Annotated in this window: 28 protein-coding genes; 12 read left to right on the forward strand and 16 right to left on the reverse strand. The window is 41.0% G+C overall.

Translation table 11 applies throughout. From position 1 onward, the window contains the following. Positions 1 to 71 precede the first annotated feature (71 nt). The 6 genes from LDM98_RS07310 to LDM98_RS07335 all read right to left on the reverse strand — a co-directional run bounded on the left by LDM98_RS07310 (position 72) and on the right by LDM98_RS07335 (position 6,172). Entirely contained in the window at positions 72 to 1,502 is a 1,431-nt protein-coding gene (locus LDM98_RS07310; protein ID WP_223898714.1) for a replicative DNA helicase, read from the reverse strand. Next, the gene (ispG, locus tag LDM98_RS07315; protein ID WP_223898717.1) at positions 1,502 to 2,563 is read right to left on the reverse strand and encodes a flavodoxin-dependent (E)-4-hydroxy-3-methylbut-2-enyl-diphosphate synthase; all 1,062 of its coding nucleotides are present in this window, start codon (positions 2,561 to 2,563) and stop codon (positions 1,502 to 1,504) included. Before ispG ends, LDM98_RS07310 begins: the two co-directional genes overlap by 1 nt. A gap of 53 nt (positions 2,564 to 2,616) precedes the next feature. After that, positions 2,617 to 4,440, reverse strand: a complete 1,824-nt coding sequence (locus tag LDM98_RS07320; protein ID WP_238480216.1) for a primosomal protein N' — start codon at positions 4,438 to 4,440, stop codon at positions 2,617 to 2,619. 41 nt (positions 4,441 to 4,481) lie between these two features. Next, positions 4,482 to 4,922, reverse strand: coding sequence for a type II secretion system protein (locus tag LDM98_RS07325; protein WP_223898720.1), 441 nt, complete (start codon positions 4,920 to 4,922; stop codon positions 4,482 to 4,484). 214 nt (positions 4,923 to 5,136) lie between these two features. Beyond that, positions 5,137 to 5,541, reverse strand: coding sequence for a prepilin-type N-terminal cleavage/methylation domain-containing protein (locus LDM98_RS07330; RefSeq protein ID WP_223898722.1), 405 nt, complete (start codon positions 5,539 to 5,541; stop codon positions 5,137 to 5,139). Between the two features lie 211 nt (positions 5,542 to 5,752). Then, complete coding sequence (locus LDM98_RS07335) at positions 5,753 to 6,172, reverse strand: type II secretion system protein (RefSeq protein ID WP_374706916.1); 420 nt, start codon at positions 6,170 to 6,172, stop codon at positions 5,753 to 5,755. Positions 6,173 to 6,445: 273 nt separating this feature from the next. Between LDM98_RS07335 and LDM98_RS07340 the strand changes: the two genes are divergently transcribed. Next, positions 6,446 to 6,784, forward strand: coding sequence for a type II secretion system protein (locus LDM98_RS07340; protein WP_223898724.1), 339 nt, complete (start codon positions 6,446 to 6,448; stop codon positions 6,782 to 6,784). Positions 6,785 to 6,797: 13 nt separating this feature from the next. Beyond that, positions 6,798 to 7,781: a GGDEF domain-containing protein gene (locus LDM98_RS07345; RefSeq protein WP_223898725.1), complete on the forward strand. Its 984-nt coding sequence runs from the start codon at positions 6,798 to 6,800 to the stop codon at positions 7,779 to 7,781. Between the two features lie 16 nt (positions 7,782 to 7,797). On the opposite strand, the gene LDM98_RS07350 is transcribed toward LDM98_RS07345, so the two are convergent. Together LDM98_RS07350 and LDM98_RS07355 are read right to left on the reverse strand one after the other, a co-directional pair. Beyond that, positions 7,798 to 8,019 (reverse strand): hypothetical protein, encoded by a 222-nt coding sequence (locus tag LDM98_RS07350; protein WP_223898727.1) that lies wholly within the window; start codon positions 8,017 to 8,019, stop codon positions 7,798 to 7,800. Between the two features lie 17 nt (positions 8,020 to 8,036). Then, positions 8,037 to 8,255, reverse strand: coding sequence for a hypothetical protein (locus LDM98_RS07355; protein WP_223898728.1), 219 nt, complete (start codon positions 8,253 to 8,255; stop codon positions 8,037 to 8,039). Between the two features lie 75 nt (positions 8,256 to 8,330). On the opposite strand from LDM98_RS07355, the gene uvrB reads away from it, so the two are divergent. Genes uvrB through LDM98_RS07375 form a run of 4 tightly spaced genes read left to right on the forward strand, consistent with a single transcriptional unit; the run spans position 8,331 to position 13,638 of the window. Beyond that, positions 8,331 to 10,304, forward strand: coding sequence for an excinuclease ABC subunit UvrB (gene uvrB, locus LDM98_RS07360; protein ID WP_275946684.1), 1,974 nt, complete (start codon positions 8,331 to 8,333; stop codon positions 10,302 to 10,304). Positions 10,305 to 10,351: 47 nt separating this feature from the next. Further along, a complete protein-coding gene (locus LDM98_RS07365) occupies positions 10,352 to 12,439 on the forward strand; it encodes an RNA degradosome polyphosphate kinase (protein WP_223898730.1) in 2,088 nt (695 codons plus the stop codon). Further along, entirely contained in the window at positions 12,439 to 12,963 is a 525-nt protein-coding gene (locus LDM98_RS07370; protein WP_223898732.1) for a gamma carbonic anhydrase family protein, read from the forward strand. The genes LDM98_RS07365 and LDM98_RS07370 overlap by 1 nt, the downstream gene beginning before the upstream one ends. Before the next feature lie 15 nt (positions 12,964 to 12,978). Then, on the forward strand, positions 12,979 to 13,638 hold the full coding sequence (locus LDM98_RS07375; protein WP_223898734.1) for an EI24 domain-containing protein: 660 nt from the start codon (positions 12,979 to 12,981) through the stop codon (positions 13,636 to 13,638). Here LDM98_RS07375 and LDM98_RS07380 read toward each other — a convergent pair. Genes LDM98_RS07380 through rpe form a run of 3 tightly spaced genes read right to left on the reverse strand, consistent with a single transcriptional unit; the run spans position 13,635 to position 15,657 of the window. After that, entirely contained in the window at positions 13,635 to 14,429 is a 795-nt protein-coding gene (locus LDM98_RS07380) for a 3'-5' exonuclease (RefSeq protein ID WP_223898735.1), read from the reverse strand. The two genes, LDM98_RS07375 and LDM98_RS07380, sit on opposite strands and share 4 nt — an antisense overlap. After that, a complete protein-coding gene (locus LDM98_RS07385) occupies positions 14,413 to 15,003 on the reverse strand; it encodes a phosphoribosylanthranilate isomerase (protein ID WP_223898737.1) in 591 nt (196 codons plus the stop codon). Before LDM98_RS07385 ends, LDM98_RS07380 begins: the two co-directional genes overlap by 17 nt. Before the next feature lie 12 nt (positions 15,004 to 15,015). Further along, positions 15,016 to 15,657, reverse strand: coding sequence for a ribulose-phosphate 3-epimerase (gene rpe / locus LDM98_RS07390; RefSeq protein WP_223898739.1), 642 nt, complete (start codon positions 15,655 to 15,657; stop codon positions 15,016 to 15,018). A gap of 298 nt (positions 15,658 to 15,955) precedes the next feature. Between rpe and rpmB the strand changes: the two genes are divergently transcribed. The 6 genes from rpmB to dbpA all read left to right on the forward strand — a co-directional run bounded on the left by rpmB (position 15,956) and on the right by dbpA (position 20,990). After that, positions 15,956 to 16,165 (forward strand): 50S ribosomal protein L28, encoded by a 210-nt coding sequence (gene rpmB, locus LDM98_RS07395; protein ID WP_223898740.1) that lies wholly within the window; start codon positions 15,956 to 15,958, stop codon positions 16,163 to 16,165. Between the two features lie 24 nt (positions 16,166 to 16,189). Continuing rightward, positions 16,190 to 17,320: a TrkA family potassium uptake protein gene (locus tag LDM98_RS07400; RefSeq protein WP_223898741.1), complete on the forward strand. Its 1,131-nt coding sequence runs from the start codon at positions 16,190 to 16,192 to the stop codon at positions 17,318 to 17,320. Next, a complete protein-coding gene (gene argJ, locus LDM98_RS07405) occupies positions 17,313 to 18,524 on the forward strand; it encodes a bifunctional glutamate N-acetyltransferase/amino-acid acetyltransferase ArgJ (protein WP_223898744.1) in 1,212 nt (403 codons plus the stop codon). The genes LDM98_RS07400 and argJ overlap by 8 nt, the downstream gene beginning before the upstream one ends. 71 nt (positions 18,525 to 18,595) lie before the next feature. Further along, the gene (locus LDM98_RS07410) at positions 18,596 to 18,820 is read left to right on the forward strand and encodes a YdcH family protein (RefSeq protein ID WP_223898746.1); all 225 of its coding nucleotides are present in this window, start codon (positions 18,596 to 18,598) and stop codon (positions 18,818 to 18,820) included. Positions 18,821 to 18,904: 84 nt separating this feature from the next. Next, on the forward strand, positions 18,905 to 19,627 hold the full coding sequence (locus LDM98_RS07415) for a hypothetical protein (protein ID WP_223898748.1): 723 nt from the start codon (positions 18,905 to 18,907) through the stop codon (positions 19,625 to 19,627). Position 19,628: 1 nt separating this feature from the next. Next, on the forward strand, positions 19,629 to 20,990 hold the full coding sequence (dbpA, locus tag LDM98_RS07420) for an ATP-dependent RNA helicase DbpA (protein WP_223898749.1): 1,362 nt from the start codon (positions 19,629 to 19,631) through the stop codon (positions 20,988 to 20,990). Here dbpA and LDM98_RS07425 read toward each other — a convergent pair. The 5 genes from LDM98_RS07425 to LDM98_RS07445 form a co-directional block, all read right to left on the reverse strand. Continuing rightward, positions 20,987 to 21,601: a DedA family protein gene (locus LDM98_RS07425; RefSeq protein ID WP_223898750.1), complete on the reverse strand. Its 615-nt coding sequence runs from the start codon at positions 21,599 to 21,601 to the stop codon at positions 20,987 to 20,989. The genes dbpA and LDM98_RS07425 overlap by 4 nt on opposite strands. A 16-nt stretch (positions 21,602 to 21,617) precedes the next feature. After that, positions 21,618 to 22,553: an acetyl-CoA carboxylase carboxyl transferase subunit alpha gene (accA, locus tag LDM98_RS07430; RefSeq protein ID WP_223898752.1), complete on the reverse strand. Its 936-nt coding sequence runs from the start codon at positions 22,551 to 22,553 to the stop codon at positions 21,618 to 21,620. 10 nt (positions 22,554 to 22,563) lie between these two features. After that, a complete protein-coding gene (locus LDM98_RS07435; protein WP_223898754.1) occupies positions 22,564 to 23,781 on the reverse strand; it encodes a beta-ketoacyl-ACP synthase II in 1,218 nt (405 codons plus the stop codon). Between the two features lie 90 nt (positions 23,782 to 23,871). Beyond that, the gene (gene acpP / locus LDM98_RS07440) at positions 23,872 to 24,099 is read right to left on the reverse strand and encodes an acyl carrier protein (RefSeq protein WP_008244620.1); all 228 of its coding nucleotides are present in this window, start codon (positions 24,097 to 24,099) and stop codon (positions 23,872 to 23,874) included. Between the two features lie 159 nt (positions 24,100 to 24,258). Then, a complete protein-coding gene (locus tag LDM98_RS07445; protein WP_223898756.1) occupies positions 24,259 to 26,301 on the reverse strand; it encodes a TonB-dependent receptor in 2,043 nt (680 codons plus the stop codon). Positions 26,302 to 26,360 lie beyond the last annotated feature (59 nt).

A 26,360-nucleotide genomic window follows, 5' to 3' on the forward strand; every position in this document is an offset into this window, starting at 1 on the left:
CTAGTGCATGTGAGACGCTTATACCAAGTTGTACAAGCCTTCAACGGCAGCGTAGAAGAAGCTATTACGCCCTATAAAACAGGCAACTCTATATTTCCTGTATTCATAGGGATATCAGCGTCTTCATACACTATTTCAACAGCCGACCCTGTTGGGGCATCCACGAAACGTGTAAAGTTCTTTTGGAAAATAAGTTTGACGGTACCGGTCGGTCCATTTCTCTGTTTCCCGATGATGATCTCCGCATCTTCTTCAGGTTTTTTTCTAAACTCGGAGGTATATTCTTTACCTTCGGCTTTGGCTTTCATCTCTTTCTCTTTCTCCTGCGCCTCACGGTACACATCATCACGATACACAAAAAGAATGATATCGGCATCCTGTTCTATAGCTCCGGACTCACGGAGGTCAGAGAGCATAGGACGTTTATTATCCCTGCTTTCCACTCCACGGTTAAGTTGAGAGAGTGCAATGATTGGTATCTGAAGTTCCCTGGCCAACTGTTTGAGCCCTCTTGATATTTCAGAGACCTCCTGTTGTCTTCCTTCTCTACCTTCACCACTCATCAGCTGTAGGTAATCTATGATCGCTACAGAGATTTCAGGGTGTTGTGCTTTCAGTTTACGAAGTTTACTGCGCACATGATGGATGGTCGCATATCCGCCGTCATCTACAAAAAGTTTTTTTGAAGCGAGGTCCTGAGTCGCAGCAGCAAGATCACTCCACTGCTCATCTTTAAGATCGCCTACTCTCAGTGCCTGAAGCGGTATGGAGGTTTTGGCAGAAAGCATTCTAAGCATCAGCTGTTCTGCCGGCATCTCCAGCGAGAAAAAGGCAACACCTTCATTCCGCTCTATCGCTTTGAGTGCCATGTTAAGCACAAATGCCGTTTTCCCCATCGCAGGACGTGCAGCGATGATCACCAGGTCCCCCTTACCAAATCCTGACGTTTTATCATTAAGGTTTCTAAACCCTGTATCGGTACCGATCAGTTTGGAGTTCCCAAGTGCTTTGAGACGTTCTATCTCCGCCATCATAGACAACGTGATCTCTTTGGATTCTCTAAAATCATCAGAAGTGGAATTCTGCGTGATCTCATAGAGCTTTTTCTCTACCAGATTCATCACCTCTTCAGCAGGCAGATCATCTTCTATCGTGACCTTTTTGATCTCTGTGGCAAGTGTCGCCAAGGCTCTTTTACTTGATTTTGCCTTGATCTCTTTGAGATAGGCCGCGGTATTGGTAATAGGATTTGCTGAAAGCAGGTCCAGCATCGCAACTTCGTCAAATTTACCCATCGAATTGAGTTTTGAACGTAAAAACTCGTCATCCAATGGTTTCTCTTCTACACTAAGCTCTTCCATCGCAGCAAAAACATGCTGATGAAAAGGCAGGTAGAAATCATGTGGTTTCAGCTTCGCCGCGATCTCTTCATAGGTTTCAGGATCAAAAATAATTGCAGAGAGTACCGCTCTTTCGATATTCAGGTTGTACATGTTTTCCATTATTTGTTATCCTCTGCAAACTTCTCTACTTCCTGCACAAAGCGCTCAACCAACTCTGCTTCAGGGAGTCTGGCAACCACTTCCCCTTTGAGCATGACCAAACCTGAACCTTTTCCATAGGCTATAGCAACATCCGCATGTTTGGCTTCCCCTATAGCATTGACCACACACCCCATCACAGAAACATCCATAGGTGTTTTAATGTGTGCTGTGCGTCTTTCCACCTCGGCTACCGCACTCACAAGATCCGCCTCTATACGCCCGCAGGTGGGACAAGAGATGATGTTCAGCCCCTCTTTCATTCTACCGCTGTCTTTGAGTATGGCTTTCCCGACTTTGATCTCTTCTTCGAGCTCACCGGTAATGGAAACACGCATCGTATCCCCTATCCCGTCAAGCAACAAAGCCCCCAGACCTATAGCAGACTTGATAGTCGCATGAAAAACCGTTCCCGCCTCTGTCACACCCAAGTGAAAAGGGTATTCATTTCTGGGGCGTAACATTCTGTAGGCATCTACGGTTCTATCTACATCCGAAGCTTTCAGTGACACTTTGATGTCTGTAAATCCCAGATCTTCCAAAAATTTGATGTTGTACTCTGCAGATGCGACCATACCCTCTGCTGTTGCACCATACTTCAGATCAAACTCTTTTTCCAATGAACCTGCATTCACCCCTATACGTATAGGCAGGTTTCGATCCTGGCACGCTTTGACAATCTCTTTGATACGTGATTTTTCACCGATATTCCCAGGGTTCAGACGTATACAATCCACCCATTTTGCGGCTTCCAGTGCCAATTTATAGTTAAAGTGTATATCTGCAATGAGGGGTAAAGAGATCTGTTCTTTAATGGCTTTAAGTGCAAGCGCATCCTGCATCTCAGGTACTGCCACACGCACCATGTCAGCCCCGGAAAAATGTAGACGGTTGATCTGCTCTACTGTCGCAGCCACATTATGCGTATCACTGTATGTCATAGACTGCACAGAGATCGGTGCATCACCGCCTACAGCGACATTACCGACATAAATTTTTTTTGTTTTAACTCTTTCTTTCACGGTTTGCCTTTTGAATAATTCTCTAATTTTACCCAAACAACCTACAACGGATATTAAGAAAATTCAACAGGGTCGAAATCTATCTCTATCTCTCTACGATCTACACTGTGTAAAGCCTTGAGCAAGGGGACTCTGTGCTTGGATCTCAAGAGTATATGGAACCTGAATTTATTGGCTATTTTTTCTACCGGTGCTTTACCATGTCCCACTATCTCTACCTCTTCAAATGCTTTGAGTTTCGTTACGGTGTCCAGTGTGATCTTGCTTGCTTTGGTTTCATCTTTATGTGCGATGAGTATACGTGCAAGTGAGGCAAAAGGAGGGTACTCTGCCATCTCTAAGAATGCCAGTTCATCTTTGATGAAAAGTTCATAATCGGCCAAATAGGTTTGAAAAAATTCCGGATCACCGGTCTGCACAATGATCTGGGCTGCTTTTGCCCGTCCGCTTCGACCGGCGATCTGAAAGAGTAAGGAGGTCGCTCTCTCTCGTGCCCTGTAATCTGCCAGTCCCAGGATGTAATCAAGCCCCATGATGATACTCAATGTAATATTTGCATAGTCATGCCCTTTACTCAGCATCTGTGTCCCCAAAAGCAGTTGGCTCTCGCCGCTTTCAAAACGCTTCAAAGCCTCTTTGAGTTTTTTAGCCGTGGTGATACTGTCTTTGTCGAACTGTTCTATCTGTATCCCTTCAACCGCTTCAGAAATGACTTCTATGGCTTCCACGGTACCCATACGTTCACTTTTAAGCGGTGTATGACCACAGTGGGTACAGGTATCCCGTATAGGTTCAGTATAGTTACAGTAGTGGCATTTTAAATGTCTGTATTTTCTGTGCAGAGCCATGCCCACTGAACAGAAAGGGCAAAGATGTGTCTTGCCGCAACTCTCACAGTAGAGATACTTGAAATTTCCACGGGTAGGAAGAAACAGCAGTGACTGGTCTCCCGCTTTGTAGTGCATATCTATGGCATCCAACATCGTATGGTTGATCCTGTCACCAGAAATGAACTTGTACCTTTTTTCTGTTTGTACATACGGTTTATCGAGTTTGACCACATCATATTTATAGTACGAACTCATCGAAGGTGTCGCAGAAGCCAACACCACTTTCGCACCCAATCTACTTCCCATCAATACTGCTACATCCCGTGCATGGTAACGCGGTCTGGTCATCGCCTTATAACTGTCATCATGTTCTTCATCTACAATGATAAGCCCAAGGTTGGACAACGGCACAAAAAGCGCAGAACGCGCTCCCGCGACAATGCGTATCTCTCCTCTTTCTATGCCTTCGAGGATAGACTCTTTTTTCTTCTTGGTCAACTTGGAATGCCACATAGCCACACGCTCGCCAAAATAGACCTTAAGACGCTTTTCCATTTGCGGTGTCAGTGAGATCTCGGGCATAAGAAAAATAGCGCTTTTCCCCTCTTCCAACATCTTTGCCATTAGCGAAATGAAGATCTCTGTTTTCCCCGACCCGGTGACACCAAACAGCAGTGCTTTCTCTTTTTTGAGGAGTTGATCATAAGCATTTTTCTGTATGTCACTTAACCTTGGAAGCATATTTTTTTCTATGGACTTCGAAGATGATTCTGTAGCAGAAGAAAGTTTAAATGGGATAAAAAGAGAAAGTGCTTCACCCAAAGAAGAAAAATAATACTCACAGATAAACTTCGCTATCTCCATCTGTTCCTGACTATAAGCATGATCTGAAACAGAGGTGATCTCTGCAGTTTCAAATTCAGGCTTTACCACCTTTTCTATGACAACTGCATCTTTTAGCGTCGTTTTTAAAGGCACAGTAACCACTGTACCTTTTTTTAATATATTTGGAGATGAATAAGTCAAGCTGGGAGCACTTGACTTCATAAGAAGAATTTTATAAAAATACAAGATAGTAAATGATATGGCTAATTCATATCAGTACATCCGCCACTGGTTACATCATTAAAGCGGTTGTTCTCTAACTTAAATGTACAATCTCCAGATGGTGACTTAAAGGTATACGTTTCACCATCATTCGTACTCCAACATCCAACCCTATCTGTACATGACTTTACATCATACTCCAAAACCAAACTACCATTCACATCATTAAACTTAGTAAAAACACCAGAACCTGTTCCTCGTAAATTTGTAATGCCATCAAAATCACCTTTAAGTATCTGTTTTTGTCTCTCTGTAGCAAGTGCACTCCTTACAGAGGCCAATGTTGCTAACCCTTTTGTAACCTGAGCATCATCACGTGTAGCTGCAAACTTAGGTACCGCTATTGCCGAAAGGATCCCAATCACTACAATTACAAATATTAACTCTATCATGGTAAATGCTTTTTTTGAAGATTTTTGCATATTTATTCCTTTTTCTTTAGAATGCACCCTATAATTTTTTATATTATATCATAAATGTATCTGAAAGATAATCCGTAACCAATGATATAAAATAAAAATTATATGGATAAGTAGAATGCTATAAGAGTGTAAAATAAAAAGCTACATATTTTTAGACCATACTATCATATAGCTTCTATCGCTTCCACCTCTTATGAGGTGGAGTGATATAAAGTTATCTTACAATTTTAATTCCGCCAAAGCTATGTACTTGACCAGAAGAAGTACTTAAATTTTGGTCTGCCGCAACACCCTGAGCATCTACACACCAAGTATCAGTTAACCCACTATGTGTGAATGTGACGTTTCCATCTAGTGTGTCCACACCAGAAAGTGTGAAACAGCCATCATCAGCAACAGCAACACATGCAGCCGTTGTATTGTCCTCTTCTTGTCTTGCTGTATATCCAGCAGAGATGTCAACAATACAGGTTTTAAGGTTATGTACAGCTTTTGAAACTTTTGCATCATCTCTGGTTGCTGCCAATTTAGGAATAGCAACTGCCGCCAAAATACCAATAATTACAATCACAAAGATCAATTCGATCATAGTAAATGCTTTTTTCGAAGTTGTTTGCATATCCACTCCTAATTCTTTAAGAAGTATACGTCCTAAATTTCATCTATGATATCACAAATCTATCATCTGCAAAATACTCCATATTGTAAAGAGTGCTTAAGATGAAAAATATACAGATGGTTAGAATGATATAAGAAGATAAAATAAAAAGCTAAAAATCGTGTTTACATAGCTTCCACCTCTAGCGAGGTGGAAATGTGATCTGAAGTTATTATCTTACGACTTTAGATCCGCCAAAGCTATGTACTTGACCATCAGAAGTACTTAAGTTTTGATCTGCCGCAACAATTTTCGCATCTGCACACCAAGTATCAGTTAACCCACTATGTTTGAATGTGATGTTTCCATCAGGTGAAGTTGCACCACCTGCTGCTTGTACATCACTAATAACAAAACAGCCATCATCAGCAACTGCTACACATGCAGCTGAAGTGTTGTCTTCTGCCTGTCTTGCTGTATATGCAGCTCCGATATCAGTAATACACGTTTTAAGGTTAGCAATACCTTTTGATACTTTTGCATCATCTCTAGTTGCTGCCAATTTAGGAATAGCAACTGCTGCCAAAATTCCGATAATTACGATGACAAAGATCAATTCGATCATTGTGAATCCGCGTCTCATGTTAGTCATGATTAACTCCTGTTTAAATATTTTCGTACCAATTCAATAATTGGCCTAATCGATGGTACTCTGAAAAACCTTTAAAAAAGTTTAATACTTTATAAGAATTTATTATTAACTTTAATTAAAGTTAAATAATACTCAGTGTATAGTATTAAAACGAAAGTATGTTGTTTCTATTTACATACACCTTGTATCATTTATTATTATGTGAGAAGGAGGGGAAAGGTGCATACTTATTATAAAAATGACGTAGGATCCACTATGAGAGCTGGATGGACTATGATAGAACTTATCTTCATGTTAATTGTTGTAGGAATACTCGCAGCAATTGCAGTCTCAAAACTGACCGCAACCAGAGATGATGCAAAGCTCTCTGCTGATGTTTCAAATATGAGTATCTGTATAAGAAGTGTTGCCGCTCACTATACTGCTACAGGGATTATGGATATTAATATAGCATCTTGTAATAAGGTAAATTGTTACACAGTAGATATTAACGGATCCATCATGCAGGTTGACATTAACATAAGTGCTGCCGATTATTGTGATGATATAGAAAATGTAGGTGGACACCTCATACATAATTACCAGTTTGCTGGACAAAGTATTGAAAGATAAAAAAGGAAATACAATGCAAAAAGAATGGTCATCATTTAGAATCACTTTAATACTCTATCTTGTTGTTCTCATACTCCCTCTTGGCTTTTATTTTGTTTACACATCATTTCAAACGATGCAAAACGATACAAAGATCGTACATCAAAGTTCTTGGACAGCAGGTGCAATGGCCCATCTTGCACTTATTCAAAATGATTACGAGAGAGTTGTACACATAGATAAAGCCCTTCAAGAGATATCTCCCTGGGTTGCACAGAACAATGATTCAAACCTCTATATAGGAGGTCAGACACTCTCTAAAGATTTTGAACAAATAGATGCTTGCTGGACCGCTTACAAAGAGAGTTATATGAAACATGACACAATTGCTATAGGTAAGCAGAGCCTCCAATGTTATGAACTTACTGATACTTTCGCAACGGTCATTGAGAAAATGGTCTATCTGAAGCAAAACAAGATCATTAATATATTTTACATGAGTCTTGCTCTTGCCATGATCTTTGCACTGTTGATCATCTATCTAGTAAGAGCTTATATCGGTCAGCAGATGAAAAAACATGCCATCCATGACCATGATACTAAGCTCTTCAACAAACAATATTTCTGTGCAGAGCTGAAAACATCTTGTGCCAGAGCTGTACGGAACAATGCTCCACTTTCTCTGCTTTCTATTTCGATCGATGATTTTGGGAAAGAGAGTAAGCACTATAGTCAAAAAATGCAAGCATTTCTACTTAAAACCTTTGGAGGGCTCATCACATCTTTGACGAGAGAAAGTGATATAGCATGTCGATATGATGAAAATCGCGTGTTTATACTTTTGCCTGATACCTCGGAAGAACATGCATTGATCTTGGAAAAACGTATACGTGAAGCACTTGAAAAACATGATTTTGGTGTCATACCGGAACTCAACTTCAAGTTCGCAACGACCCATCTCAACTACAAAGAGACACCTGAAACATTTCTATCACGTACAGAAGGGCTATTAAAATAAACGCCGGGAGGGTTTTTTATAGACCATCCAGGGTTTCAATAAGCAGTTCGATCTCATCTTCATAAGAGGTCGCCTGTTTAGCTAAACGCAGATAGGCCTTAAGCAATTTATCCGGCTTGTTGTCTTGATGTAAATTAACGCCTGCCGCTTCCAAGTCTTTGTTGACAAAGTCTGCAAAGTCATCTTCCAGTTTGATCTCATAACGATTCCCGGAAACAGTAAGTCCAACATTTTTCATGGTATCCCTTTATATGCTTATGCTAAAAGTGCTTCGACCTGTGCAATGATCTTTTCGATCTCCGCGTCTTTCTCTTCTAGTTCACGCTTGAGTGATGTGATTTGTGCCTCTTGTGCATTTTGGGATCCAGAGACATTTGCGAGTTCTACTTTAAGTTGAGCATTTTCACTTTTCAGTGCTTCATGGTCTGCTCTCCACTGTTCTATCTTCTCTTGTAGTTTTTGTAATGCTGCCATTTTATTCTCCATAATTTCTTTGTGTTATAATAGCGAAAATTTAAAAAGAAACAACATAAAAACAAAAGGTTTATTTTGCCAAATTTCACGGTATCAAGTCCATACCAACCCGCCGGTGACCAACCCCAGGCCATAGATACACTTTCTCGCTCCATTGAAGCAGGAAACCAATACCAAACCCTGCTTGGTGTTACGGGGTCAGGTAAAACCTATACGATGGCAAAGATCATAGAGAAAACAAAAAAACCTACCCTCATCATGACCCATAACAAAACACTTGCAGCACAACTCTACTCAGAGTTTAAAAGCTTCTTTCCAAACAACCATGTCGAGTACTTCATCTCATACTATGATTATTATCAGCCTGAAGCCTATCTGCCACGCCAAGACCTGTTTATAGAAAAAGATTCTTCCATCAACCAGGAGTTGGAACGTTTGCGTCTCAGTACGACTGCAAACCTGCTTTCACATGATGATGTCATTGTCATCGCTTCTGTCTCTGCCAATTATGGATTGGGTTCACCTGATGATTACCGTTCCATCGTACAGAAACTGTGTGTGGGCGATGAGTACAACCAAAAAGCCCTGCTGCTTAGACTGGTAGACATGGGCTACAAACGTAATGATGAATTTTTTGACAGGGGTGATTTTCGGGTGACGGGTGAAGTCATAGACATTTACCCTGCCTACTCTGAAGAGTTTGCCGTACGTATAGAGTTTTTTGGTGATGAGATAGAAGCCATTTATGAGTTCAATTCGCTCACGGGAGAGAAAGAAGAAGGAGTCAAAGAGGTCACCATCTACTCAGCCAATCAGTTCATCGTCTCAAAAGAGAAACTTGCCCGTGCTGTCAAAAGCATAGAAGAAGAACTTGCAGAACGGCTTGCCTATTACCAGAAAGAAGACCGTATGATCGAGTATAACCGTCTCAAACAGCGTACAGAGTTTGATCTGGAAATGATAGAAGGCACAGGAATGTGTAAAGGTATCGAAAACTATTCTCGTCATCTTACAGGCAAAAAAGAAGGAGAGACACCTTACACCATGATGGACTACTTTGAAGCGATGCATGATGATTACCTCGTCATAGTCGATGAGTCCCATGTCTCTTTGCCACAGTTCAGAGGAATGTATGCAGGAGACAGAAGCCGTAAAGAAGTACTGGTTGACCATGGGTTCAGACTTCCTTCCGCACTGGACAACCGTCCGTTGATGTTTGACGAGTATATCCATAAAGCGCCTCATTTTCTCTTTGTTTCTGCTACCCCTGCCCCGCTTGAACTTGAACTTTCCTCTGCAGTCGCAGAACAGGTCGTAAGGCCTACAGGACTGCTTGATCCGGAGATAGAAGTGATCGACAGTACCTACCAGGTAGAAAACCTGTATGACAGGATGAAACCGGTCATCGCACGTGGGGAACGCGTGCTTATCACAGTGTTGACAAAAAAGATGGCAGAAGAGTTGACTACGTACTACAATGATCTTGGACTTAAAGCCCGCCATATGCACTCTGATATGGATGCGATAGAACGAAACCAGACCATACGTTCCTTACGTTTGGGTGAATTTGACATCTTAGTAGGGATCAACCTGCTTAGAGAAGGACTTGACCTTCCTGAAGTGAGTCTGGTGGCTATTCTTGATGCGGATAAAGAAGGTTTTCTGCGTTCACGAACCTCTCTCATACAAACCGCAGGAAGGGCTGCAAGAAATGCCAATGGTCATGTGCTTATGTATGCGAAAAAGATCACTGATTCCATGCAGTTCACCATCGATACCACACAAGACAGACGTGAAAAACAGATCGCTTATAATAAAGAACACGGTATTACACCTCAAACCACACTCAGGGTCCTTGACACAGACCTCAAAGTGGAAGATGCAGGAGAACTTTACAATAAACAGAGCAAGCTGGATAAAATGCCAAAAGCAGAACGTCAACAAATGGTCAAAGAGCTCAAAGCAAAGATGCTTGCCGCTGCAAAAAATTTGGACTTTGAAGAGGCTGCAAGACTGCGTGATCAGATAGCAAAAATCAAAAAATTGTAGGTTTTTGCTATAATACGCGTAAATCATATATTATATAGGCAAAATTCATGGCTTTAGATCTCTCTTCTTCACAACTCTATTTTAACCGTGAACTCTCATGGCTGCAGTTTAATTCACGTGTCCTGGCACAAGCACTGGATGAACAACTACCGCCTCTTGAACGCCTTAAATTTCTTGCGATCTACGGAACGAACCTTGATGAATTTTATATGATACGTGTTGCAGGGCTTAAAGCACTCTATAAAGCAGGGGTACAAGAGACGGGACCAGACAAACTGACGCCAAGTCAGCAACTTGAGCAGATACATGGGTACCTTCATAAAGAACATAAAGTGTTGGAATCATGTTACACCTCTATCATCTCGGAACTTCATACCCATGGAGTGAATGTAAAGAACTATGATGCGCTCAACCAAGAGGAAAAACTGGAAATAAAAGAAAAATTCTTTCATGAGATATACCCTGTGATCATCCCTATAGCCGTAGATGCAACACACCCTTTCCCTCACCTCAACAACCTTAGTTTTGGTTTGGCATTGACACTGGAAGATGACTCTAAACATATCAAACATGGACTTGTGCGTATCCCCAGGATACTCCCTAGATTTGTACAGTTAGGACAAACATTTATTCCCATAGAGTCTGTGGTTGAATATTTTGCCTCTGAACTTTTTCCCGGGTTCAGTCCACTGGCTTCAACACCTTTCAGGGTCACAAGGAATGCAGATATCGAGATAGAAGAGGAAGAAGCGGATGACTTTTTGGAGATCCTTCAAGAAGGTTTACGTTCCAGAAACAAAGGATCGCTTATCCGTCTTGAACTCAACGATGGGGCAGATGAAAATCTTATAAACTTTTTACTTTCACATCTTAACCTTGATGATAAAGATATCTACTCCTACAAAAGTCTTTCACTGAACCTGGGAAGCCTCTGGCAGATCGTAGGGGATAAAGCACTTTCACACCTTGTACTGCCTACTTTTGCACCCAAAATACTTCCTCCATTGAACAGTGAAGATATTTTTAAGGCTATCGAGAAACAGGATGTACTCCTTTACCATCCTTTTGACAGTTTTGAACCTGTAGTACAATTCATCAAACAGGCTGCAGCAGACCCTGAAACGATCACTATACGGATGACCCTCTACCGTGCGGGTCCGAACTCTCCTATCGTAAAAGCATTGATAGATGCTGTACGTGACGGGAAACAGGTGATGGTGCTTGTTGAGCTCAAAGCAAGATTTGATGAGGAGAATAACTTACGTTGGGCAAGATTACTTGAAGATGTCGGAGCACACGTGGTCTATGGTATACCAGGGCTCAAAGTACATGCCAAGATCGCACAGGTGATCAAAAGACAAAATGGAAAACTGAAAAGTTATGTACATCTTGCCACAGGGAACTATAATCCAAGTACATCGAAGATCTATACCGATATATCGTATTTTACAACCAAAGAGATCTTCAGTACGGATGCGACGCATTTCTTTCACTTTTTGACAGGTTTCTCTACCCATACAAAACTTGATACGCTTTTCATGTCCCCTACACAGATCAAACCAAAGCTTCTCAAACTCATAGAGAAAGAGTATAAACATGGTTCCAAGGGGCACATTATACTAAAAGCGAACTCTTTAGTAGATGCAGATATCATCAAAGCACTCTATATCGCTTCTCAAAAAGGGTGTAGGGTCGATCTTATCATCCGTGGGATCTGTTGTTTGAGACCGGGGATCAAAGGTATCAGTGAAAACATTACGGTCTCGTCTGTGATAGGAAAATACCTGGAACATGCACGTATCTACTTTTTTAAACATGACAAAGTGAAATGCTACATCGCCTCTGCGGACCTCATGCCACGTAACCTTGTAAGACGTGTAGAGCTTATGACACCTATCATGGAAGAGACCCTGAAACAAAAGATAGAACAGATCTTGATGTTACAGCTTGCAGATAACGCCTTACGCTGGGAACTTCAAGAAGATGGAAACTACACAAAAGTCCCCCCTCTGGGTAAAACGGTCAACAGCCATACTGTCTTGGAAGAGTATGTCAACAAGATCCATGACAAAACAAAAAAAGAGACACCTGACTATGTAAGCCGTTTGGCAAATCGTATATTAAAGGAGAGTTAATGATACTAAAATTTAAAGAGTGGACACCCAAGCTCGGACCTAATGCCTGGATAGCCGAAGGTTCTTCTGTGATCGGACGTGTAACCATGGGAGAAGATTCTGCTGTATGGTTCGGCTGTGTGGTACGCGGGGACGTACATCACATTACCATAGGAGACAGAAGCAATATCCAAGACCTCAGTATGATACATGTCACACACCATAAAAAAGCAGATATGTCAGATGGACATCCTACTGTGATAGGGAACGATGTTACCGTAGGTCACCGTGTCATGCTCCATGGATGTACGATAGAAGATGCCTGTCTCATAGGTATGTCCGCCACCATACTTGATGGTGCTGTCATAGGGAAAGAGTCCATAGTCGGAGCAGACAGCCTGGTCACAAAGAACAAGGTCTTCCCTCCTCGAAGTCTCATCATGGGGAGTCCTGCAAAAGTCGTACGTGAGCTAACAGACGAAGAAGTAGCAGAACTCTATGCCTCTGCTCAACGTTATGTCAGTTTTAAAAATGAGTATCAATAACGTAAACAGTAACAAATGAAACAGATCATCACAAAAAGCCTGCAGGATATGTTCTCTAAAGATGTCATCCTCTTTGTTATCAAAATAGGATCCATCTCATTGGCTCTTACCCTGCTGTTCGCATGGAATTTGTGGGGTCTGTTAACAGACATCATTGCTTCCTATCTCTCATGGATCCCATGGGAATGGCTGCAGACATCGGGAGCATCTGTAGGAACCTTTATGTTTACCTATATGATTTTTATCATCATCGTCTCCCTGCTTACTTCACTTTACAGTGAGAAGTTACTTATAGCCTTGGCCAAGAAACGTTACCCTGATATTCCTGTGGTCGGCAGTGCAAATCTTACGACTTCCATTCTCTTGACACTGAAAGCCAGTATCGTTTTTCTAGTGCTTTTCATCCTCACGCTTCCCTTGCTTTTTATACCCATATTCGGTCAGGTATGGATACTCTACCTGTGGTCTGTCTTACTGAAGGAACCTACGATGTATGATGTAGGGGCACTCTTTATCAAAGAGAAAAAAATACGCAGAGAAAAAAAGAAAAAAACAACAGTGTTGGCTATGATGGCAGCACTTTTCAACTATATACCCTTGGTCAATATCTTTGCCCCTGTATGTGCACAGATACTCTTTTTGCATCACACCCTGGGGAAAGAAACTAAAGTTTAACGCTCTTTTTCTTTTTTGACCCTTCGTTCCTTCTTGCTGGAGACGGAAAAACATAACAGTTCATCCGCGCTCTTTACATACCTCGGCACTGTTTCCAGACTTTTTTCCATTACCTTTGCAGCACACAAAGCATCGCTAAAAGCACGATGATGCGTAGCTGTTTCTATCTCTAAAAAATCTATAAGATAGGCAAGCCCATACCGTTCACTCTCAAAGGTACGTCTTGCAAGATCGATCGTACAGAGTTTAGGGTTACCTATATGCCCCAGTCCAAATCTGTCAAAAGAGGCATTCAAAAAACTATAATCGAAATTTGCATTATGTGCGACAAACACCGCATCCCCCATGAAATGGCGCAATGCCGTCAATGCTTCTTTTCTTGTAGGTGCACCTATGAGGTCCGTTGGTTCTATACCTGTGATCTTCGTAATGTATTCCGGTAAGAACGCACACTCGACAAAAGTTTCAAAACGGTCTATGATTTCCCCGTTCTGCACCATCACTGCACCGATCTCGATGACCTGTGACGTACCCGGCTTACTTCCGTTGGTTTCTATATCTATGACACAATAACGCTGTTCTTTATGTGAAGTAAAACATGTCTCAAGTCTATAGTGTGCATCGTTCAATTGGGTGATAGGATAGCCTGAGGCCTGAAGAAGGATGAAGATCGTTTCAGCATCTTCCAGTAGGGTTGTATACTTTGTAACGATATGTCTGTATTGTTCTTCATGCAATATCCCTCCATGTTTACGAAAGGCTGTAGTAAGTTCTTCAAAGACTTTTTGCATTGGCTATAAATTGTTGCACTTTTTTAGGGTCTTTTTTCCCCTTGATGGATTCTACACCGGAACTTACATCCACGCCATAAAAACCAAACGGTTTGACTTGTTCAAGATTCTCGGGGGTTAGGCCTCCTGCCAAAATGATCTTAGAACAGTCTATGCCTTTGAACCATTCAAGATTCAAACGTTCTCCCGCACCGCCATAGACTTCACTGTATGCATCTACTAAACGATACCTGTCTTGAAATTTTGTTAGATCTTCCGGACCTTTTGCCCGTACCACAGGCAAAGTCTGTAAGCCGATGGCAGCCAAAGACTCTTCATCCACATCAAAATGGATCTGTGCCCGTGAAATATCAGAGTATCTGCACACCGTATCTATCGTCTCTACCCCTTCATTGACAAAGAGCCCTACTCTTTCTACAAAAGGGGGAAGTTGATCGATGATCCTTTTCGCTGCTGCCGGTGTGATATAGCGTGGTGATTTATTATAAAAAACAAATCCCAATGCATCTGCCCCACACTCTACGGCATGTAAAGCATCTTTCAAGTTGGTAATGCCACAAATTTTTACACGCATAATATCTTCCCTTTATTTTAATGCAGCAATGGCTTTTTCTATACCCTCTGGGTGTTTATAGACAAACGAGCCGGCCACAACAATATCGACACCAGCTGCCTCCAACTCTTTGACATTCTGATCATTCACCCCACCATCTACTTCTATCAGACATTTTGGATTTTTCTTCTCTATCAATGCTTTTAAGCGCTGTGCTTTTTCTATAACCGAAGGAATAAATTTCTGTCCGCCATAACCCGGATTCACACTCATGAGAAGCACCATATCGACATCTTCAATCAAAAACTCTATCGCTTCAATCGGTGTATGCGGGTTCAGTGTGATTGCAGGACGTATGCCCAATGCACGGATTTTTTGTATGAGTCTGTGAGGATGTTTCTCCTCCTCGATATGAAACGATATGAACTCCGGTTTCAAAGGGGCAAAAAGGTCAACAAAAAATGTGTTGTTCTCTACCATCAGGTGTATATCCAAAGGTTTGGTTGCTGCTTGGGCTACCGCTTCCACAACCACAGGTCCTATGGTAAGGTTTGGTACAAAATGGCCATCCATCACGTCGACATGCACAAGGTCACAACCACCCTCACAAATGGCTGCCACATCACGCGCCAAATGTCCAAAATCAGCAGAAAGTATACTTGGGGCTACTAACATAAATATCCTCTTGTGTTATTTTGATTTATTATAGCAAAATCAAACTTTTGACCTTGTGCCATAGGAAGGGGAGAGCATACGATTTACAAAAGAATCTCACGATAGTGTCCTATCACACACTCTCATGAGAGTACTTCCGTGGGATCTGTTTTCTCTTTTCATCCAAAACTTAAGAAAGGGTGCAAACACCTTAAGCAAATTTTATGTTCAAATTGTCTATAATCCCACAAAATATTCTTCGTTTTACACTGAACCTTTCAAAAAGTGTAACTGGGACGATCAAATTAAAGGACATACTATGGCAAGAAGATGTGACATTACGGGCAAAGGCCCATTAACAGGAAACAATGTTTCTCACGCAAACAACAAAACAAAAAGAAGACAACTTCCAAACTTGAGATCTGTAAAGATCACACTTGAAGATGGAACAACTAAAAGAGTTAAAGTAGCTGCTTCTACACTTAGAACTATGAAGAAACATGCTGCTCAAGCTGCCACAGCTGAGTAAGTCCCTACCTTTGGGACTCCGGCTTTGAAAGCCACACAAAGATTTAAAAAGTTTCTCGGTTGGAGAAGCGCACCCAAACCTCATATTACACTAAATGATGAGTATTATGGTCATTTAGCCCCTTTTAGACTACCCCTTATACTTACCGTAATTGTTATGCTTATCGGTACAATGGGTTATATGCTTATTGACGGTTTTCCACTTATGGATGCCATTTATCAAACAGGTATCACATTTACTACCGTAGGTTTCGGAGAAATCAAACCCATATCAGATATGGGACGTATTTTCACCATCACCCTTATTATCTTTGGCTTTATTGTCTTTTCTATCGCTATAGGTATTATTGCAGAAGTCGTCAAAAAAGGTGAATTTCAAAAAACAGCTAAGGAGCGTAAAATGCTTTACGAAATTGCTAGACTTAAACACCATTTTGTTGTCTGTTATCATAATGAATTTACGATACAGGTGACCAAACAACTTCGTGAAAACCATATTCCTTTTGTGGTGGTTGATCCTAGAGAAGACATGGAAGAGATAGCAAAAAGATACCATTATCCTTACTTTGTAACAGCGGAACCCCATACGGAAGAGGGTATCTTAAAGTCACACCTCTCTTCGGCCAAAGGGGTGATCACGCTTGCAGACAACATTGCAGACAATATTGCGACCATTGCTTCTGCAAGACTCTATGAATCAGAGATACACCGCGGAAAAAAATTCCTGATCATTGCCAATGCCAAAAGCAGTGAAGATGATCAAAAACTGCTTAAACTTGGTGCGGACAAGGTCGTCACGGCAACAAAGCTCATGGCACAGCGTATCAACGCCATGGCGGCGCGTCCGGACATGGAAAACCTTCTCCAGGAGTTTCTTTACAAAACAGATACCCCGCTTGATATGGAAGAGGGAAAAGTCTTTAAAACATCATGGCTTGCACTGAAAAAAATAAAAACTGCCCGTTTTAGGGATGTGGCCAATGTAACGGTTATCGGTATACGTCAGAAAGACGGCAGATTTATCCCTATGCCTAAAGGTGATACGATCATTATGCCAGAATCCAAACTTTTACTGATCGGTACAAGTGAAGGTATCGCTAAAGCGAAAAAGATCATTCGTAAAAAAGAAAAACCTCAGGAACTTAAATATGTATAAGCTTATTCCACTTGAAAACGGTCTAGAGAATGTAGAAGGGTTCTTCTGTGGTGCGACCAATGTCGGTATGAGAAAAAAACCTGCCAACTCTGAGGCTTCTGAACTGGATGGGGATGTTGCTTTTATACGAAGCGAACAACCTTGTGACATATCCGCTGTCTTTACAAGTAATACATTTCAAGCGGCACCGATCAAGCATTTTCAAAAATATCCTAAAGGGTTTCAAACTGACTTTGTCCTCATCAATGCCAAAAATGCCAATGCGATGACAGGAGATAAAGGGATAGAGGATATAGAATCCATTATGTCCACACTTTCCACCAAACAAAAAGTACTGAATCCTGTAATGAGTTCTACGGGTGTTATAGGGTACCGGCTGCCTATAGACAAGATCACTTCTGCATTTGATACACTGGATTTCAATGCTTCAAATTCGCATCAGACAGCCCGTGCCATCATGACGACGGACAGCTTCAAAAAAGAGTTGGCCTATAGAGTAGAACTGGAAGATGGCAACGCGTTTAACATTGCAGCCATCTGTAAAGGTGCAGGTATGATAAACCCTGCTATGGCCACGATGCTCTGCTTTATCATTACCGATGCCAACATCCCCAAGTCTGACATGGATACACTGCTTACAGAGGCAACAGAGGGATCATTTAACCGTATCTCTGTAGATGGTGATACCTCTACCAACGATACGGTCATGTTACTTTCAAACAAACAAAGTGCCCATTACGACAAAGCAGCCTTTGCGGAAGCCCTCAACAAGATCATGTTTGAACTGGCTATGCTGATACTCAAAGATGGGGAAGGCGCAAACAAACTGGTGGCCTTTGAAGTCAAGGGTGCCAAGAGTGAAGAAGAAGCCAAGAGGGCCAGTATGGCATTGAGCAACTCTCTTCTGGTAAAGACCGCACTCTTTGGAGAAGACCCGAACTGGGGACGTATCGCTTCTACCATAGGTGCCTCCGGTATAGCCTGTGATGATGAAACACTTATCATACACTATGATGACCTTCTTATCTACTCCGGTGAATTCAGAGAGCTGGACAAAGTGCGTGAAGAGAAGGCATACAAGATCATGAAACAAGAGCGTTTTAAAGTCACCTGTGACATTGGATTAGGTGATGCCAGTTATACCTCCTATGGCTGTGATCTGAGTTACGAATATGTAAAAATAAATGCAGAATACCGAACGTAAAAAGTTTGAATTTTAACTTTTTGCCAACACAAAAAAGTTATAATATAAAAATCTTAATACTAGGAATGAAAATGTTACATGAATACAGAGACGAAATACACGAACTTAAACAAAGCAATGCACACTTTGCAAATATCTTTGATAAACACAATGAACTTGATAAACAAGTAGAAGATGCAGAGGCAGGTCGTACGATTTTAACGGATGCAGAGCTTGAAACACTTAAAAAAGAAAAACTTCTTTTAAAAGACGAAGCCTATAAAATGATCTTAGACCATAAAAAAGCGCAAGCATAATCTTAGTCTTAAACATCCATGGGCTCTTGCCCATATATTAACCTTCTTACCCTATACTATCTTTAATCAATTCTAGGAAGTCTCATGAAATTCTTACCATTTATACTTATTTCCCTGTTTATAACCATGATCAACGCTGTAGAATCCCAAGCCATTTATTATGGAAAAGTGTTAGAGATACAAGGTGTCATGGGATACAAATATCTTAAAGTAGATGAAAACGGTACCCAACATTGGGTCGCCATCGCAAATGCACCCGTTGCTGTGGGTGACAGGATCGGATACGATAAAAGAACCATTATGCATGACTTTGAAAGTAAATCTCTAGGTAAAACCTTTAAAGAGATCATCTTTGCGTCAGATGTCTATCTGCCTCAAAAAGTACAAAGACCCACAAGTATGAAAGATATGCTGGGGCTGGGTAATCAAGATCCTCACCAAGGTATAGGAATAGGCATGTCACCGGAAGAAGAGGAAAAACCTGCAAAACCTTTTGTGAAAAAAGATGTGTATACGGTTGAAGAGATACATATGTGGAGAAAAAGTCTGGAAGGTGAGATCATCTCTTTGGAAGGTAATGTCTATAAAGTCTCTCATCAGATCATGAAACGTGACTGGGTTCACTTGGGTGATGGTACAGGTAATGAGAAAAAACTGACCGATGATTTGGTCTTTACCGCTGATTCAACCACTGTCAAGGCAGGAGACAGGGTCATTGCTACAGGCAGAGTCGTTGTCAACAAAGATTTTGGATATGGTTACTTCTATAAAGTACTGATCCAGGATGCTACATTTGAAGTGAAATAATATGGCAACATTTACAAGTATAGAAGCATTCCCGAAAGCACTTTTAGAGACACTGAATCTACTGAATTTCACTACGATGACCGAAATACAGGAAAAGGCTATCAGCCCTATTCTGGCAGGTAAAGACATCCTGGCTCAATCCAAAACAGGTTCCGGGAAAACATTGGCCTTTGGATTGCCCTGTGTGATGCATACCGATACCCAAAACTACAAACCACAAACCATCATCATTACCCCGACACGTGAACTCTCCGATCAGATAGCCGTGGAACTGAGAAAAGTTGCGGCCTACAAAGCCAACCTCAAAATACTGACACTTTATGGCGGTGTGCCGCTTCGTGCACAGGCTGAATCACTGGCCAAAGGGGCACATATACTCATCGGTACGCCCGGACGTATACAAGACCATTTGTCAAAAGGAACACTGCTGCTTGAGAGTATCAAGACACTGGTACTCGATGAAGCAGACCGTATGCTGGATATGGGCTTTTATGATGAGATAGTCAAGATAAGTTCCAACATGCCACGTACCAAACAGACCCTGCTCTTCTCAGCGACATTTCCTGACAACATAGAAAAACTTGCCAAAGCACTCTTGAAACAGCCCGTTACTATTAAAGTAGATACGGTTCAAGAGAGCGATAAGATAGATGAAATCGTCTATGAGACATCTGATAAATTGAAGACCCTTACAGCCCTCATTCAGTCCTATAAACCAGAATCACTGCTTATCTTTTGTAACACCAAGGCTGAAGTCATCTCTTTGACTGATACGTTGCATCAACGAGGGCATTCGGTTATAGATATACATGGTGACCTTGAACAAAAAGACCGTAACGAATCTGTGATCGCTTTTTCCAATGGTTCAAAACGTATCATGGTAGCTACTGATGTGGCTTCAAGAGGTTTAGATATCAAAGATATCGAACTGGTCATCAACTATGATCTTCCCTTTGATCAGGAGGTCTATACCCACCGTATCGGCCGTACAGGACGTGCAGAAGCAAAAGGTACCGCCATCTCACTCTATGGTCCAAAAGAGAGTGATAAATGTGCTTACATCACCTCTGCTGCACGTACAGCACAGATGAAAGACCTACGTGTAGATGCAACGTTTAAAATGGTCTCCGAATATGATACGTTGTGTATTAACGGCGGTAAAAAAACCAAGATTCGGGCGGGAGATATACTCGGTACATTATGTAAAGAGATAGGCATTGACCCGAAAATGATAGGAAAGATACATATCACAGATACGAAGTCCTATGTGGCGCTACATCATACTGTGATAGACAAAGTGTCGAAAGCATTAAAGAAAACAACGATCAAGAAGAAAAAATATGTCACCTGGATATTGGACTAATCTTCCAATATCTTTTGTCTTCTTTTGTGTCTTACTATATAGAAAAGTGTGATCAATACCACACAGGAGAGTGCGATCAATGTGGCAGAATGAAGATACTCAGAGATAAGTGCTTCATTTGAACCCAGAAGATACCCCAAGGCCACCAAAACGATTACCCAGATACCTGCACCGAATCCGGAATAAAAAGCAAATTTAGCCATATGCATACGCGCAAGCCCTGCAGGCAGAGAGATAAGTTGTCGTATACCCGGAATGAGTCTTCCGTTGAAAGTGGAGAGTTCTCCGTGTTTAGTGAAAAAAGCTTCGAGTCTGTCTAACGTCTCTTCTTTGATCAAAAAGTATCTGCCATAGCGTAAAATAAATTTTCTTCCAAAATGCATTGCCAGATAGTAATTGAAAAGTGCTCCTGCCACAGAGCCTATGATGCCTGTTGCAACAACCATATAAAGATTCAATTCACCTTTGAATGCCAAATATCCTGCAGGTATCATGACAATTTCACTGGGGAAAGGGAAAAAGGTGCTCTCAAGAAACATGAGAAAAAAGATACCCCAATAACCCATATCACCAATGTAGCTTACAAGGGTTTGGGCTATCTCGTGTATCATAAAAAGGGGTTAATCGCTATTCGCTAAATGCACCGACGGATACGAGTCTTTTGTAGCGTTGATCAAGCATTTCATCTTCAGAAAGTTCTCTCAGTGCCTGTACATTCTCTAAGAAATACGTTTTCAGTACCTCCGCTGCTGTTTCTTTATCACGATGTGCACCAATCAGTGGCTCATCAAGTACATCATCTATCAAACCATGTTCAAGTAGATAATCGGGTGTGATCTTCAATGCTTTTGTCGCAGCTTCTACTTTACTCGGGTCGTTCCATAAGATCGCAGAACACCCTTCAGGTGAAATAACGGCAAATACAGAATACCGCATCATCGCAAGTTTATCTGCAACACCGATAGCAAGTGCTCCACCTGAACCACCTTCACCTATCACAACAGAGACCATAGGTACTTTCACAGAAGCAAATTCAAAGAGATTTTTAGCGATAGCCTCACTCTGGCCTCTCTCTTCTGCCCCAAGCCCAGGGTAGGCACCCGGAGTGTCTATGAGCATCAGGACAGGAATGTCAAATTTTTCTGCCATTTTTACTGCACGCAGTGCTTTTCTGTACCCTTCAGGGTTTGGCATACCAAAGTTTCTTTTGATCTTGTTTTTAACACCACGCCCTTTTTGTTCACCGATAAGCATCGTCTTCTGTCCATTGATCCAACCGATGTAACATAAGATAGCCGGGTCATCTCTAAATGCACGATCACCATGAATTTCATAGGCATCATCCATCAAAAGTCTAATGTAATCCAAAGCATAAGGTCTGTCCGGATGGCGGGCAAGCTGCAGTTTTTGAAAGTCACTCAGTGAACCATAGGTCTTTTGTACTTCTTTGTCCAGCTCAGCTTGATACTTATTTACAGCCTCGATATTTGCTATGGCTTGTGCCGATACAAGCTCTTCTTGTATCGATTCAATTTTGCTCTCAAAGTCTAAATAAGTTGCCATGCATATACCCTTATATCTTCTTAAAGATCACTACACCGTTTGTTCCACCAAAACCAAATGAATTACTCATGGCAATATTGATATCTGCTTTTCTGGCTTCATTAGGTACATAATCCAGATCACAGTTTTCATCTGGTGTTGTGTAATTGATCGTCGGAGGAAGTACACCATCTCTCATAGCCATAAGACATACGACTGCTTCTATGGCACCTGCTGCACCAAGACAGTGACCCACTTGGCCCTTGATGGAACTTACCGGAGGACAGTTCTCTTTACCTCCAAACAACTCTTTAAGCGCCGCTGTTTCATTTTTGTCATTGATCGGTGTAGATGTACCATGTGCATTGACATAATCTATTTTTGGCTCACCTGCCATCTTATAAGCACCCTTCATCGCTCGAAGAGGTCCATCCATCGTTGGTGTAGTAATATGGTTTGCATCACCGCTTTCACCAAATCCGATAAGTTCACCATAGATCGTTGCACCTCTTGCAACCGCATCTTCATATGTCTCTAATACCAGTGCCGCTGCACCTTCACCCATTACAAAACCATCACGACCACTGTCGAATGGTCTAGAGGCAGTTTGTGGATCGTCATTTCTTGTAGAGAGTGCTTTCATTGCAGCAAATCCACCGATACCTACTTCACAAATAGCCGATTCTGCACCGACGACCAACATTTTATCTGCCGTCCCTACCATGATAGACTTTGCCGCTTCACCGATCGCATGTGTACCCGCAGCACACGCAGTGACCGATGAAAGGTTTGGACCTTTCAGCCCCTGATAGATAGAGATAAATCCACCCAGCATATTGACAAGGGAAGAAGGGATGAAGAACGGAGAAATTCTTCTTGGTCCTTTTGTTGCACATACGACCGAGTTCTTTTCGATATTTGGTAATCCACCGATCCCCGAGGCAGAAGCCACACCGAATCTTTCCATATCTACACCTTCTGGAAGTTTGGCATCTTCCATAGCTTCCAAAGCAGCTTTAAGACCAAGTTGTATAAATCTATCTGCCTTCTTTGCCTCTTTTGCATCAAGTACAGTCAGTGGATCAAAGTCTGTTATTTCACCAGCGATGCTCACAGTATGCTTTTCTGTATCAAACGACTCAATATTTTTGATACCGCATTTCCCTTCTACGATCGCAGAAAATGCACTTTCTTTATCTAGTCCTAGAGAATTTATCATCCCTAAACCTGTAACTACAACTCTTTTCACTGGCTCTCCTATTCCATTTTATGTAAAATATATATAAATACTTTTTGAAATACTTATATATATTCTACAAGCCCCCGAAGGGAACTTAACTTATACGTTTTCGATAAATTTGATAGCGTCAGCTACAGTTGCAATTGCTTCTGCTTGGTCATCAGGGATTTCGATATCGAATTTCTCTTCAAGTGCCATTACCAACTCAACAACATCAAGACTATCAGCCCCAAGATCTTCTACGAATTTAGACTCTTCTTTCACCTCATCTGGGCTTACATTTAGTTGTTCAACAACCACTTCTTTTACATCATCAAATAATGCCATTGACTTACTCCTTAAGTTTGTTAAAAATACGGGTAATTATAACAAAAAAAGTATAAAAAGCTTATACGTTTCATAAAATAGGCATTTGCACTGTCGTAAAGTTGAGTTTTAATTAGATAGGGGGGAGGAGAAAGTTGCATCTCTTCCCGGTAGTATATGTTAAAATTTATATTTGATGTTCGTATAGAAATAACGTCCAGGTTCATTCATAAGTACGATATTAGAGTCTGCTGCTGATATACCTGCTGCAAGTAAACTTATATCTTTATATGTGTTTGTTACCGCATATGTTGTATCAAATACATTGTCTACACCTAGTGTGAACTCAAAGTGATTACCGAATTTCTTTGTACCTTTTAAGTTGAGGACTGCATATGCATCTAATTCCTGTTCACCATTATCTGCATCAAAATCTGTCCATTCATCAGACGCGATCACTTCCGCTCTCAATGCCAGACTCTCATCATAATCATAATTAACTGCACCATTGAATTTAAATGGTGGGATTTCCGGCATATCTGTATCTGTTTGTCCATATAAAGGATCTTGCTTTTTCCCTCTTTGGTAAGACATTCCATAATCGAAATAGACTGAATCTGTTGCGATATATGTTCCGCTAAGCTCAACTCCCCATATTGTTGCATCAACATTTTCAAGATTATGACCATCTACTGTACCCGTTGAATTATACGCTATAAAATCATCCAACATGCTATAAAATGCTTTTGCTTTGATCGTTGCATTTTCATATTTCTTTTCAGCACCTAGATCAAACTCATAATTGACTGTATTCTCTAAATTCGGATTTCCTACAAAAGAAGGAGACCCATTACCCATCATTATCAAATATAGTTCTCTTGCATCAGGAACTCTTGATGACTTTCCAAAACCAGCATAATATTGTGTAGTTTCATTCGCATGATAGGTTCCCAATATATAACCATTCAGTTCATTATAGTCATTATCTGGTTGCAATACAGTGTTAGGATGTTCTGAAGTGATCTCTGTATCATCATATCTCATACCAAGATCTAAGACAAATTTATCCATTTTTATCTTGTCTTTCAAGAAGAGCGCAACATTCTTCGTATCTACGTCATTGATGGTTTTCATACCTGGTACACCCTCTTGATACATTCTTCCATCCCAGTTTCTCTTGCTGTAATCCAAACCAGCAGTAATAGTATGGTTATCTATATCAAAACTGTTTGAAAGTTTTGCTCCTTGCATCTTCGTAGTCAATGCATGTGTCATTTCATGCATCATAGCAGCTGATTTTCTATATTTATTTGACATTGGATGATCCACTTCAGATTGATAGACCTGAAAATTCAACTCTTTTGAATATGTTCCTAAATCTTTCGCTATATATTCCATGTTATAAATATCTGAATCATCATACAAGGCATCCATTTTAGATGAAGGGTAAAGGACATCATCACTTCTATTGGCTGTGTAGCTGAGTCTTAACTCCTGGTTATCTGTCATATCCCAAAAAAGTTTTGCCATCATGGTCTTTTTAGTATAGGCATCCATATCTCTATATTTATCTTGATAGGCACTATTTGCCAATTTCATATCTCCTGGATTATCAGCAATATAATTGTCTATCTGCTCTGCAAAATCATTGCCATCACCATCTTCATACTGTTCACTTGTCTCTGTAGACCCACTGAGTAAAACTCTGACACTATCTGTGATCCCTCCACTAAGTGAAAATGCACCTTTTTTGTATCCCCAAGACCCTAAACCAAGATTCACTTCACCTTCAAACTTTTCTTTTGGTTTAACTGTATGAATTTTTACATCTGCACTAAGTACACCGAAATCTTCTACATTGAACGGTCCTTCATTGATCTCAATATAATCCACGTTATTGGTCAAGATATGAGAAACAGGCGGGTCCATTCTGTTTGGACAGGCACCATACACTTTCGTACCATCTACCGTCACATTAATATTGTCTTTTCTCTGCCCTCTAACAACGATATCATTTGCAATACCTGATCTTCTACTTAATGCAACACTTGGTGACTGCTTAAAAAGTGCTTCTGCCAGATCGGCTGACTTAATGTCTTCTCCCCTGACATCTTTTATCACTTCTGTATCTACTTTTGTAGCTACGTTTATCGTTTCCAGCTCTACTTCGGCAGCATTCAAACACACTGAACATACCAAAGAAAGATAAATCCCTTTTTTCATATAACTCTCCTCAAATAATTTGAATTATAGTGTCATAGTTGTGTTAATTAAGTGTTAAA

The organism is Sulfurovum sp. TSL1 (genome assembly GCF_019972135.1).
GTDB lineage: Bacteria > Campylobacterota > Campylobacteria > Campylobacterales > Sulfurovaceae > Sulfurovum.